13 protein-coding genes are annotated in these 11,138 nt (G+C 60.7%); 4 read left to right on the top strand and 9 right to left on the bottom strand.

Translation table 11 applies throughout. The features are described from left to right. Positions 1 to 16 precede the first annotated feature (16 nt). The 6 genes from K9857_RS27330 to K9857_RS27305 form a co-directional block, all read right to left on the bottom strand. The gene (locus tag K9857_RS27330) at positions 17 to 589 is read right to left on the bottom strand and encodes a HupE/UreJ family protein (RefSeq protein WP_224541204.1); all 573 of its coding nucleotides are present in this window, start codon (positions 587 to 589) and stop codon (positions 17 to 19) included. A 29-nt stretch (positions 590 to 618) separates the two neighbouring features. Further along, positions 619 to 1,233 (bottom strand): urease accessory protein UreG, encoded by a 615-nt coding sequence (gene ureG, locus K9857_RS27325; RefSeq protein ID WP_137807103.1) that lies wholly within the window; start codon positions 1,231 to 1,233, stop codon positions 619 to 621. Between the two features lie 21 nt (positions 1,234 to 1,254). Continuing rightward, entirely contained in the window at positions 1,255 to 1,929 is a 675-nt protein-coding gene (locus K9857_RS27320) for an urease accessory protein UreF (protein WP_224541201.1), read from the bottom strand. Then, positions 1,926 to 2,426, bottom strand: coding sequence for an urease accessory protein UreE (ureE, locus tag K9857_RS27315; RefSeq protein WP_224541199.1), 501 nt, complete (start codon positions 2,424 to 2,426; stop codon positions 1,926 to 1,928). The genes K9857_RS27320 and ureE overlap by 4 nt, the downstream gene beginning before the upstream one ends. Before the next feature lie 282 nt (positions 2,427 to 2,708). Continuing rightward, positions 2,709 to 3,341, bottom strand: a complete 633-nt coding sequence (locus tag K9857_RS27310; RefSeq protein ID WP_224541197.1) for a TetR family transcriptional regulator — start codon at positions 3,339 to 3,341, stop codon at positions 2,709 to 2,711. Between the two features lie 171 nt (positions 3,342 to 3,512). Further along, a complete protein-coding gene (locus tag K9857_RS27305; protein WP_224541195.1) occupies positions 3,513 to 3,962 on the bottom strand; it encodes a hypothetical protein in 450 nt (149 codons plus the stop codon). Positions 3,963 to 4,346: 384 nt separating this feature from the next. Between K9857_RS27305 and K9857_RS27300 the strand changes: the two genes are divergently transcribed. Beyond that, positions 4,347 to 6,416 (top strand): AsmA family protein, encoded by a 2,070-nt coding sequence (locus tag K9857_RS27300; protein ID WP_224541193.1) that lies wholly within the window; start codon positions 4,347 to 4,349, stop codon positions 6,414 to 6,416. A gap of 62 nt (positions 6,417 to 6,478) precedes the next feature. On the opposite strand, the gene K9857_RS27295 is transcribed toward K9857_RS27300, so the two are convergent. From K9857_RS27295 to K9857_RS27285, 3 genes are all read right to left on the bottom strand, one after another. Next, positions 6,479 to 7,186 (bottom strand): hypothetical protein, encoded by a 708-nt coding sequence (locus K9857_RS27295; RefSeq protein WP_224541191.1) that lies wholly within the window; start codon positions 7,184 to 7,186, stop codon positions 6,479 to 6,481. A 63-nt stretch (positions 7,187 to 7,249) separates the two neighbouring features. After that, a complete protein-coding gene (locus K9857_RS27290) occupies positions 7,250 to 8,017 on the bottom strand; it encodes a hypothetical protein (protein WP_224541189.1) in 768 nt (255 codons plus the stop codon). A gap of 158 nt (positions 8,018 to 8,175) precedes the next feature. Then, positions 8,176 to 9,078, bottom strand: a complete 903-nt coding sequence (locus tag K9857_RS27285; RefSeq protein WP_224541187.1) for a LysR substrate-binding domain-containing protein — start codon at positions 9,076 to 9,078, stop codon at positions 8,176 to 8,178. Positions 9,079 to 9,199: 121 nt separating this feature from the next. Between K9857_RS27285 and K9857_RS27280 the strand changes: the two genes are divergently transcribed. The 3 genes from K9857_RS27280 to K9857_RS27270 form a co-directional block, all read left to right on the top strand. Then, positions 9,200 to 9,838, top strand: coding sequence for an FMN-dependent NADH-azoreductase (locus K9857_RS27280; protein ID WP_224541186.1), 639 nt, complete (start codon positions 9,200 to 9,202; stop codon positions 9,836 to 9,838). Next, complete coding sequence (locus tag K9857_RS27275) at positions 9,839 to 10,144, top strand: DMT family transporter (RefSeq protein ID WP_095192092.1); 306 nt, start codon at positions 9,839 to 9,841, stop codon at positions 10,142 to 10,144. A 107-nt stretch (positions 10,145 to 10,251) separates the two neighbouring features. Further along, positions 10,252 to 11,138 (top strand): esterase/lipase family protein (locus tag K9857_RS27270; RefSeq protein WP_224541184.1); only part of this gene is annotated, 887 nt, incomplete at its 3' end.

Below are 11,138 nucleotides of genomic sequence, written 5' to 3'. Positions count from 1 at the left end.
CTCAGACGATGGAAAACTAACCCGCCAGCAACCACACCCCAGTCGCTGCTGAAGCCGCGCCCATCAGCCTCACTACCGGCGCAGCCGCCTGCGGCAACATGCGCACCATCACATAACCTGCCCCATGCAACGCCGCCGTAGCCGCCACAAACCCGGCCGCATACGTCCACGGGCTCGACATGTCCGGCAATTCCAGGCCATGGGCGACACCGTGAAACAGCGCAAACAACGCCGTCGCGGCCACCGCCAGGCTCAACGGCGGACGCACCGCCAGCGCCACCGCCAGCCCCAGGGCCAGCACGGACGCGGCTATTCCGCCTTCCAGCGCCGGCAGGTTCAACCCTTCAAAGCCCAGCACTCCGCCCAGCAGCATGGTGCCGACGAAGGTGCATGGCAGCGCCCAGCGCGCCGCGCCTTTCTGCTGCGCCGCCCACAGGCCCACCGCCAGCATCGCCAGCAAATGGTCGAGTCCGCCGATCGGATGGCTGATGCCGGCGATCAGGCCGTTGTCGCCATGGCCCGGGTGGGCGAAGGCGAGGGCCGGGGTCAGCAGCAGGGCCAGGGCGCCGAGAATGCGTTTGAATGTCATGGATAAGCTTCCTTGTTGATAAGTGGTGCTCAGGCGGCGGTCAGCAGGCCCTGGCGTTCGATGAAGGCGATGATTTCTTCCAGGCCCTGGCCGGTTTTCTGGTTGCTGAAGACGAACGGCTTGCCGTTGCGCATGCGCGTGGTGTCGCTGTCCATCAGGGTCAGCGAAGCGCCCACCAGCGGCGCCAGGTCGATCTTGTTGATCACCAGCAGATCGGATTTGCAGATGCCCGGCCCGCCCTTGCGCGGCAACTTGTCGCCGGCGGAGACGTCGATCACGTAGATGGTCAGGTCGGATAACTCCGGGCTGAAAGTTGCTGACAGGTTGTCTCCGCCAGACTCCACCAGAATCAGGTCCAGCCCCGGAAAGCGCCGGTTCAGTTGATCCACGGCTTCGAGATTGATCGAGGCGTCTTCTCGGATCGCCGTGTGCGGGCAGCCGCCGGTTTCCACGCCGATGATGCGTTCTGGCGCCAGGGCCTGGTTGCGCACCAGAAAGTCGGCGTCTTCACGGGTATAGATATCGTTGGTCACCACGGCCAGGTTGTAGCGCTCGCGCAGGGCCAGGCACAGGGCCAGGGTCAGGGCGGTCTTGCCGGAGCCGACCGGGCCGCCGATGCCGACGCGCAGGGGTTGTGTGTTCATGGGGTTCTCCAGACAGGGGACTTATGAGCGAAACAGGCGGCTGTACTGGCGCTCGTGGGCCATGCACGCCAAAGACAGGCCGAAAACGGCGCTGCCCATGTGTTCGGGGTTGATAGCGCTTGCGTTGAGCTGGGCCTGCTGCAGCAGCGGCAGCAATTCACTGGTCAGGCGCTGAGCGGCCTGCTGACCCAGCGGCAGGGTTTTCATCAGCACTGCCAACTGGTTTTCCAGCCAGCTCCAAAGCCACGCGGCCAGCGCGTCCTGCGGGCTGATTCGCCAGGCACGAGCCGCCAAGGCCCAGCCCAGCGCCAGGTGCGGCTCCGGGCGTTGCGCGAGAAAGGCGCGGGCGGCGGCATCCAGTTCCGGCAAGCCGTTGAGCAGTTGTTGCAGTGAATAGCCCATCTGCCGGCTCTCCAGATGCAGCTCGCGGGTTTCCCGGCTGGCGCGGTGTTCTTCGCAGCGTTGGAGCAGTTCGCACCAGTTTTCTTCCTGTGCCGCCACGCAATGGGCCAGCAGCAGCGGAGCCTCGAAACGGGCGAGGTTGAGCAGCAACTGATCGCTGATCCAGCGTCGCGCGCTGTCGGTGTCGTGGACGCGACCGTTTTCCACCGCCATTTCCAACCCCTGGGAATAGCTGTAGCCGCCAATCGGCAATTGCGGACTGGCCAGACGCAACAGCGCCCAGGCCGGGTTCACAGGCGCACGCCGAACTGGTGCAGCTTGGGCGGATAGTTGAAGTCTTCATCGCCATGGCGTGAATGATGGTGGCCGCCGCCATAGGCACCGTGCTCCGGCTGGAACGGCGCTTCGACGGATTCGGCGCTGGCACCCAGCTGTTCGAGCATGGCCTTGAGCACGTAATCGTCGAGCAGGCGCAACCAGCCATCGCCCACCTGCAGCGCGACATGGCGATTACCCAGGTGATAGGCGGCGCGGGTCAGTTCAAAGGCATTGGCGCAGGTGACGTGCAGCAGTTGTTCGGGGCGGGCACAGACGCGGACGATGCGCCCGTCTTCGGCTTGCAGGCACTCGCCGTCATACAGCGGCGATTGACCGCGCTCCAAAAACAACCCGACGTCTTCGCCCTCGGCACTGAAACAGCGCAAACGGCTTTTGCTCCGCGCTTCGAAGTTCAAGTGCAACTCGGCGGCCCAGACGGGTTGAGGGTCGATTCTGCGGTGAATCACCAGCATCGGAAAACTTCCAGCAATGGACGATGCAGAGGCTAGAGCAAGGGGCGCGCCAATCGGTGGGAGGTGTAGGAAATGGCCGTCGGAAGCGTGGGAAGGCGCTCAAAGTACCGTGGGTTTTGTGCGGAGTTGGTGCGAGTCTTTTCCCATGCGCACCAAGTTGATGCGATTGCGGTCTTTTTGTGGAAGCGAGCCTGCTCGCGATTGGTGCGGGTCAGTCGCGCAGATGTTGAATGTGCATTCGCTATCGCGAGCAGGCTCGCACACAAGGGATGGTGGCAATGATTACTCGGTACTGCCGAGCCCTTGCCAGTGCTTCAACCCGATGAAGATAAAGCGCAACTGCTGGGTAATCTTCGCCTGAGGCGTCAGATGCTCAGGCAGCGCTTCGGCCGGCGGGTCGATGATGTCCGGCAAAGTGGCGAACACGCTTTTGACGATCAGATCAGCCATCACGCTCAGCCCGGCGATATCCAGGTGCTGCAGCTTGGGCATCAGCGACAGGTCGGCGGCAAGGTCGGAGCTGATGTTTTCCCGCAGACGGCCAATGGCCAAACGAACGGGGAGTGAACCGCCGTACTGTTCGCGGGCCAGGAACAGAAACTGCGAACGGTTGGCGCTGACCACGTCGAGAAAGATGCGCACCGACGCATCGATGATCCCGCCCATGACGAACTCGTTATGGCGCACCAGGCGGATGGTTTCGCGGAAGGTCTGGCCGACCTCGCAGACCAGCGCCAGGCCCAGTTCGTCCATGTCGGCGAAATGCCGGTAGAAACCGGTCGGGACGATGCCGGCGGTTTTCGCCACTTCACGCAGGCTCAGGCTGCCGAATCCGCGGCCACCTTCCATCAGGTGCCGGGCAGCGTCCATCAGGGCGACGCGGGTTTGTTGTTTCTGTTCAGCGCGGGGCAGCATCGCTAAGGCGTTTCTTAAGAAAGGAGAGCGGCGCACTCTAGCAAATCGGCTTTGCCGGCGTCGAACAACGATAGGGAAAGGCGGGGAGGTCAGGCATCGAACGGCCGGGAAGACCGGAAAATCAAAAGCCCAATCCGGGGATTGGGCTTTTTTTCAAGGCGGCCATCAGGCTTAGCTCATCGAGCTGTTGCGTTCGATCACACGGTCACCACCACCTTCGGCCAGGGTTTGGCCAGGGGTGCGGTCGGAACCGTCAGCAGCCAGAGTTTGGCCAGGGGTGCGGTCGGAACCATCAGCAGCCAGAGTTTGGCCAGGGGTGCGGTCGGAACCATCAGCAGCCAGAGTTTGACCAGGAGTGCGGTCAGAACCATCGGCGGCAACAGAACCTTTGGTCTGGTCGTAGCCGTCTTCAGTGATCAGGTTTTTTTCTTTCAGGCGATCGTTGCCACCTTCAGCCAGGGTCTGGCCTGGAGTGCGATCGGAACCATCAGCGGCAACAGTCTGGCTGAACACCGAATGGCTGTCTTTGACTTGCGGAGTTGCCTGTTCAGCGGCCGGCAGGGCGAAAGCGGTGCTGGCCAGCAGAGAAAGGGAAAGACTAAGCAGTAATTGGCGTTTCATGATCTGTGCTCCGTGACAGGGCGATAAAGTAGGGACGGTTAAATTGTTACCTCTGGGAAGTCGATATAAAAGTTCATAAACGCAATGTTAATAATCAACGGAATTGATTGTTCTCTGCGAAGGCTCTAAAACGGGCCTTTCAGGCCGACGATTTTGCACCGAGGTGGGTATTTTCGACTCACTTGTGCCACACAAAAGTGCGGGTCGGTAACGTTGCAGGTGCCGGGCAGGGCAAAATTCGACCCGTCGATTGCACCAAAAGCGGCTTTCGATTAAACCTGCGCGCCGTTTTTCAGTCGTAGATTTCATAGCGGGCCGTTCGGGCCCTGCGTTTCTCATGGGCGTCTTGGTCGGGTCGCCCAGCCGTATCAGGAGTTCTGTGCAATGACGCGCACTCGTAAAATTCTCGCCTGGACCTTCAGCACTCTGGTCGTCGTACTGGCGGTGCTCGTGCTGTTTATCGTGTTCTTCGATTGGAACCGGATCAAACCGCCCCTCAACGCCAAGGTTTCCGAGGAGCTGCACCGACCGTTCGCGATCAACGGCAACCTCTCGGTGGTCTGGCGTCGCGAGCTGGAAGAAGGCGGCTGGCGGGCCTGGGTGCCGTGGCCGCATGTGGTGGCCGAGGATTTGAGCCTGGGCAATCCGGACTGGTCGAAAGCGCCGAACATGGCCACGCTCAAGCGTGTGGAACTGCGCATCTCACCATTGGCGCTGCTGGCGCAACGGGTGGTGATCCCGCGCATCGACCTGACCGAGCCCAATGCCGAGCTGCAACGCCTGGCGGACGGGCGCGCCAACTGGGTGTTCAAGTTCGACCCCAAAGACCCCAATGCCGAACCCTCACCCTGGGTGCTGGACATCGGCGCGATCGGCTTCGACAAGGGCCATGTCACCCTGGACGATCAGAACCTGAAGACCCAGCTCGACGTCCTGATCGATCCATTGGGCAAACCCATTCCGTTCAGCGAGATCGTCGGCGACAAGGCCGCGAAAACCGCTCAGGAGAAGGGCGGTGCGCCACAGGACTACGCGTTTGGTCTGAAGGTCAAAGGCCAGTATCACGGCCAGAAACTGACGGGCCAGGGCAAGATCGGCGGCCTGTTGGCCCTGCAGGACTCGGCCCGACCATTTCCATTGCAGGCCCAGGTGAAGATTGCCGACACCAGCGTCGAACTGGCCGGCACCCTGACCGATCCGCTGAATCTCGGCGCTCTCGATCTGCGCCTGAAGCTGGCCGGGACCAGCCTGGGCAATCTCTACCCGCTGACCGGCGTGACCCTGCCGGACACCCCGCCCTATGCCACCGACGGCCACCTGATCGCCAAGCTGCATGAGCCGGGTGGCGCCGTGTTCCGCTATGAAGAGTTCAACGGCACCATCGGTTCCAGCGATATCCACGGCAACCTGAGCTATGTCGCCAGCCAGCCGCGGCCGAAGCTCAGCGGCGCGCTGCTGTCCAATCAACTGTTGTTCGCCGACCTCGCGCCGTTGATCGGTGCCGACTCCAACGCCAAGCAGAAGGCTCGCGGCGGCGAAAGCAAGCAACCGGCGGACAAGGTGTTGCCGGTGGAGGAATTCAAGACCGAACGCTGGCGCGATATGGACGCTGACGTCGAGTTCACCGGCAAACGCATCGTCCACAGCGAAAAACTGCCGTTCAACGATCTGTATACCCACCTGGTCCTCACCGATGGCGTGCTCAGCCTCGAGCCGCTGCGTTTCGGCGTGGCAGGCGGCAAGCTGGATTCGCAGATTCGCCTCAATGGCCACACCGAGCCGCTGGAGGGCCACGCAAAACTCACGGCCCGGGGCTTCAAGCTCAAACAGCTGTTCCCGACCTTCGAGCCGATGAAAACCAGCTTCGGTGAGCTCAACGGCGATGCCGATATCACCGGGCGCGGCAACTCGGTGGCCAAGCTGCTGGGCACCGCCAACGGCAATCTGAAGATGCTGATCAACGACGGCGCCATCAGTCGCGAGTTGATGGAGCTGGCCGGTTTGAACGTCGGCAACTACGTGGTGGGCCGGATCTTTGGCGACAAGGAAGTGAAGATCAATTGCGCTGCAGCCGACTTCGACATCAAGTCGGGCCTGGCCACCACGCGGTTGTTTGTCTTCGATACCGAGAACGCGATCATTTACGTCGACGGCACGGCCAACATGGCCACCGAGCAACTGGACCTGACCGTCACTCCGGAATCCAAGGGCTGGCGCCTGATTTCATTGCGTTCGCCGTTGTACGTGCGGGGCAAGTTCATCAAGCCCGATGCCGGGATCAAAGCCGTGCCGTTGATGTTGCGCGGGGCTGGGATGGTGGCGCTGGGAGTGATCGCCGCACCGGCGGCGGGACTGCTGGCGCTGGTGGCGCCGAGTGGGGGAGAGCCGAATCAATGCGCGCCGCTGCTGGAGCAGATGAAGGCGGGCAAGGCGCCCAAAACCGTGAAGAACTGAAGCCTGAAACGAGATCCCCCGCAGAAGTCTGCGGGGGATCGGTAAAGGATTGAGTGGACATTTCAAACCACGGGGTTGGGTGTGATCACATGCACAAGGTCGTCGTGGATGTGATTACCGAGTTTTTTGATGACCGTAGCCCGCAGGGCGTTGTATTGGCGGGCATCCAGGGAACTGACCAGCATCCAGATATTGGGTTTGCCGTCCTTGATCGCATCGAGGACGGGGTGGTCGAGGATGTCGATGTTGATCCCCTGGGTGGTCTTGAATGCGATTTGCAGGGTGATGATGCTCGCGTTGCTGCGAACGATGGTCACCCGGGTGGTACCGGCAATCGTTGCCCTGGCTGTCGCACAACCCAGAGTTTCGTCGCAGGCAAAGGTGTTGGCCTGGAGTTTATCCACAACCCTCTGGGTGGCCGGCGAGTGAGTACCGGGCTTTTTCAGTATCGAAAAGGCTTTGCTCAAGGCGTCCTTTTCTTCTCTCGTTAAAGAGCTGCCAACACTTGATTCAATGATTTTCAGCAGGCTTTTACCGGAAAAGTCATGACGCTTGAATTCCCGGCTCTTGGTAATCCAGCCTATTTTACTGACGGTCTCGATAAAACCGGCCCACAACGAGTCCTGGGATTCCGAGTGCTTGGAGATGGCTGCAAGTTCACCAAGCAGACTGGAATTGAGAATGTCCTGCTTCAGAGTTTCAGTGTGCGTACCGCAGAAGACGGTGATGTTGCCGTTTACCAAGTAAATGTCGCAATTGGAGTTCGCCATAATGACATGTGCTCAAGAGGCATACTTGAATCGGACGTTTATCCGATTCAAGTATGGTGGACTTTAGAAGTCGGGGAGATCTGCAATAAACTTTTCGCCGGCTTCACTGAATTTTTGATAGAGCGGGCCACGCAAGCCAGCGAACACTTTGCCGTCCAGGTAAGTACGCACGGCCCCAGTCTTGATGGTGGTGGACTGTTTTGTGGACTTCCAGAACAGAATGCCCCGGGTACTTTCGCGTGCATCCAGTGAGATGCAGTTCAGGACCATGTTCGGCTGGTTGTGTTTATCGACCCAGACGGGGGCAATATCGAACTTGGCCTGCTGACCTATTTTGTTTTCGCGGTTGAAGATGTTGAGCGCGCGGTCATCCTTTTGGGTCGCCTCTACAGCCAACTTGCCGATTTTTTGCAGAACCTGCGCGCCCTCGGCGGTGACCAGTCCCTTGGCAATTTCCGCGGCGATCTGGTCTATCGTCAAGCCTACTCGGCGAATGGTGACCTCCTGCAGGTCGTGGCTCTGGATGACCCAACCCAGCTTTTTCAGACCATCAACATAGTATTTGTACCATTCGAATAGTTGATTGGGGTTCGGGTACTGTTTGGACGCTGCGTTCTGCATGACCAACTTGCAGAGATTGACGTCGTCAATGATTTCCTTGGAAACGCCTGGGAGGAATGCATCGATCGTGCTCGGCATTACACTGGCGGTGGGTTTGTCGATGTCGTGAAGTGGCGTGATCGACGTATTGCCTCCGAATGACCTCGGAGCAATAACATGAGGTAGCGGAACCAGGGAGTCGATAAATTCCAGTCGTTGATCAAGTTGCATGGGCGTATTCCTTTACATGTTTATGTTCACAACCACTGTGGTTGTGCTGGTCAGAATAAGTTCATTCGAAGAAAAGTCTACGCCCTGTTTGTAACTTCAAATATAAGTTCGTTATTCGAAGTTGGAAGTTTTAACTAATAAAAGTTCGCTGATTACATTCAGCGCAAGGCCTGCCCGGATAACTGCGCCTCTTCCTGCAACCACGCAAAAAACGCCTTCACCGGCGGATGCCGCTCCCGTCCCGGCACGCAAAGCGCGCTGTATCCGGCGCCATCCACCTGCACTTCGCCGCGATAGGGCACCAGCAGGCCGCTGGCGACGTTGTCCGACACCAGAATATTGCTCCCCAGCACCAGGCCCTGACCGGCAATCGCCGCTTGCAGGGCGTAATGCTCCTCGTCGTATTCGCGCATCGCGGGCCGGGCGCTCAGCCAGGTTTCGCCGGATTGTGCGCACCACGCCTCCCAGCCGTGGGCATAAAGTTTGGAGTTGTGCCAGCGCACGCTGATCAGCGTCGGCAGGCGAGTGGCGGCCTGGGCCACCTGCTGCGGCGAGCCGTAGACGCCGAAGGTTTCATCGAACAGGCACTGCCCGTACAGGTTCGGATAGTCATCCAGGCTGTAGCGCACCACCAGGTCGACGCTGGCGTCCTGATGCAGATCGATGACGTCGCAGTGGGTGTCCAGGCGCAGGCTGATGTTCGGATGGCGGGCATAGAAACGCCCCAGGCGCGGCACCAGCCACAGGGCGGCGAAGGCTGCGGTGGTGGAAATCGTCAGGCTGGTGCCGCTGCGTTGCGGGCGCAGGGTGTCGACGCTTTGCGCCACGTCGAGAAATGCGCCGTGCAGGCTGTGGAAAAGTCGCTCGCCGCCTTCGGTCAGGCGTACCTGGCGCGGCAGGCGCTCGAACAACTGCACACCCAACCAGGTTTCCAGCGAGCGAATCTGATGGGACACCGCCGTCGGGGTCACGGACAGTTCTTCCGCGGCAGCCTTGAAACTCAGCAGGCGCGAAGCCGATTCGAAGGCGCGCAGGGCAGTCAGCGGCAGTGAGGCAAACATGAAAACTCCATGGATGAAATGGATTCATCCTGACTGATTTCTGATCAGTTGTTGGGACGCGGCTGCGAGCTTCAAGCTGCGAGCCACAAGTGGTTCCAGTCTAGTCCTTGAGGAGATTCAGATGAGTAAGATTCTTGCGGTTCATGCCAGCCCACGGGGCGAACGGTCGCATTCGCGGCGCTTGGCGGAAGCGTTCTTGTCAGCGTTCCAGGCGCGCAATCCCCAGGCTTCGCTGACCCGCCGTGAAGTCGGGCGTGCGTTGATTCCGCCGGTCAACGAGGCGTTCGTGGCCGCGGCGTTTTATCCACAGCCCGAGGCGCGGCCGCTGTCGATGCAGGCGGATCTGGCCTTCAGCGACGAACTGGTCGGCGAGCTGCTGGGCCACGATCTGCTGGTGATCTCCACGCCCATGCACAACTTCAGCGTGCCCAGCGGCTTGAAGGCCTGGATCGATCAGATCGTGCGCATCGGCCTGACCTTCAACCACACCCTGGACAACGGCGTGGCCCAGTACGAGCCGCTGGTGCACGGCAAAAAGGCGCTGATCGTCACCAGCCGCGGCGGCTTCGGTTTCGGTCCGGGCGGTGAGCTGGAAGCCATGAACCATGCCGATCCATTGCTGCGTACGGCGCTGGGTTTCATCGGCATCACCGATGTCACGGTGGTCGCCGCCGAGGGCGAGGAGTCCGAGGCGCGCACGTTCGCGGTGTCCGCCGCCGAGGCTGAACAACGGCTGGTCGCACTGGCCAGGGAGTTCTAGATGGCCTGGCTGTTCTTGCTGATTGCCGCCGGCTTCGAAGTCACCTTCGCCATGGGCATGAAGTACGCCGAGGGTTTCACCCGTCTGTGGCCGTCGCTGATCACCGTGGTGGCGGCCGTGGGCGGGGTGTACTTCCTGACCCTGGCCATGCGCGAGTTGCCGGTGAGCATCGCTTACCCGATCTGGACCGCCATCGGTTCACTGGGCACGGTGTTTCTCGGCTTCGCGCTGCTCGGGGAAAGCCTCAGCGCGGTCAAATTGCTGTCGGTGGGGCTGATCGTGGCGGGCGTCGTGGGCTTGAAGTGATGCGGATGGCCTAGACTGGTCGTCGAGTTGTCATCTTCGCTGGTGATGCTTGGCGCAGGTCATGCATCGCGTCTTGCTCCAGCCTTCGATCACAAGGAAGTCCGCCCATGTCGCACGGTTCGGCCACGCGTTACCCGCTGGTGCTGGTCCCGGGAATGCTCGGGTTTGTCCGGATGCTGCTCTATCCGTACTGGTACGGGATCATCCCCGCGCTGCGCCGGGACGGTGCACAGGTGTTCGCGGTGCAGGTCTCACCTGTGCATTCCAGCGAAGTGCGCGGTGAGCAATTGCTGGCGCTCATCGAGGAAATTCTGCGCGAGACCGGGGCCGAGAAGGTCAACCTGATTGGCCACAGCCAGGGTGCGCTGACGGCGCGTTATGCGGCAGCCAAACGACCGGACCGGGTGGCGTCGGTGACCTCGGTGGCGGGACCGAACCACGGTTCGGAACTCGCCGATTACCTGCACACCCACTATCCCCACGACAGCGTGCGAGGCCGGCTGCTGAGCTTTCTGATCCGGCTGATCGCGGCGCTGATGAGCCTGCTGGAAACCGGTTATCGCGGGCCGAAATTGCCTGTGGATATTCATGCTTCCCATCATTCGCTCACCACTGAAGGGGTGGCGCTGTTCAATCAACGTTATCCACAGGGGCTGCCGCAGAGTTGGGGCGGGCATGGGCCGCCGGAGGTCAATGGCGTGCGCTATTACTCCTGGTCGGGCACCCTGCAACCGGGCAAGACCAACCGCGGGCTTAATCTGCTCGATGGCACCAACCGCAGTTGCCGGTTGTTCGCCAGGACCTTCGTGCGCGAGGCCGGGCATTGCGACGGGATGGTCGGGCGTTACAGCTCGCATCTGGGGACGGTGATTGGAGATGAGTACCCGCTGGACCATTTCGACATCGTCAACCAGTCGCTGGGGTTGGTGGGGAAGGGGGCGGAGCCGATTCGGTTGTTTATCGAGCATGGGGCTCGGTTGAAGGAGGCAGGGCT

Origin of the sequence: Pseudomonas sp. REP124 (assembly GCF_020164475.1) — a bacterium.
GTDB lineage: Bacteria > Pseudomonadota > Gammaproteobacteria > Pseudomonadales > Pseudomonadaceae > Aquipseudomonas.
The sequence above is the reverse complement of the archived record's forward strand: the minus strand, read 5'-3'. Positions and strand labels throughout refer to the sequence as shown.

Excerpts from the sequence above, each read along its gene's own strand:
- K9857_RS27290 (WP_224541189.1), bottom strand. The coding sequence starts at position 8,017 with ATGCAACTTGATCAACGACTGGAATTTATCGACTCCCTGGTTCCGCTA.
- K9857_RS27275 (WP_095192092.1), top strand. The coding sequence starts at position 9,839 with ATGGCCTGGCTGTTCTTGCTGATTGCCGCCGGCTTCGAAGTCACCTTC.
- K9857_RS27280 (WP_224541186.1), top strand. The coding sequence starts at position 9,200 with ATGAGTAAGATTCTTGCGGTTCATGCCAGCCCACGGGGCGAACGGTCG.
- K9857_RS27330 (WP_224541204.1), bottom strand. The coding sequence starts at position 589 with ATGACATTCAAACGCATTCTCGGCGCCCTGGCCCTGCTGCTGACCCCG.
- ureG (WP_137807103.1), bottom strand. The coding sequence starts at position 1,233 with ATGAACACACAACCCCTGCGCGTCGGCATCGGCGGCCCGGTCGGCTCC.
- ureE (WP_224541199.1), bottom strand. The coding sequence starts at position 2,426 with ATGCTGGTGATTCACCGCAGAATCGACCCTCAACCCGTCTGGGCCGCC.
- K9857_RS27310 (WP_224541197.1), bottom strand. The coding sequence starts at position 3,341 with ATGCTGCCCCGCGCTGAACAGAAACAACAAACCCGCGTCGCCCTGATG.
- K9857_RS27285 (WP_224541187.1), bottom strand. The coding sequence starts at position 9,078 with ATGTTTGCCTCACTGCCGCTGACTGCCCTGCGCGCCTTCGAATCGGCT.
- K9857_RS27300 (WP_224541193.1), top strand. The coding sequence starts at position 4,347 with ATGACGCGCACTCGTAAAATTCTCGCCTGGACCTTCAGCACTCTGGTC.
- K9857_RS27305 (WP_224541195.1), bottom strand. The coding sequence starts at position 3,962 with ATGAAACGCCAATTACTGCTTAGTCTTTCCCTTTCTCTGCTGGCCAGC.
- K9857_RS27295 (WP_224541191.1), bottom strand. The coding sequence starts at position 7,186 with ATGGCGAACTCCAATTGCGACATTTACTTGGTAAACGGCAACATCACC.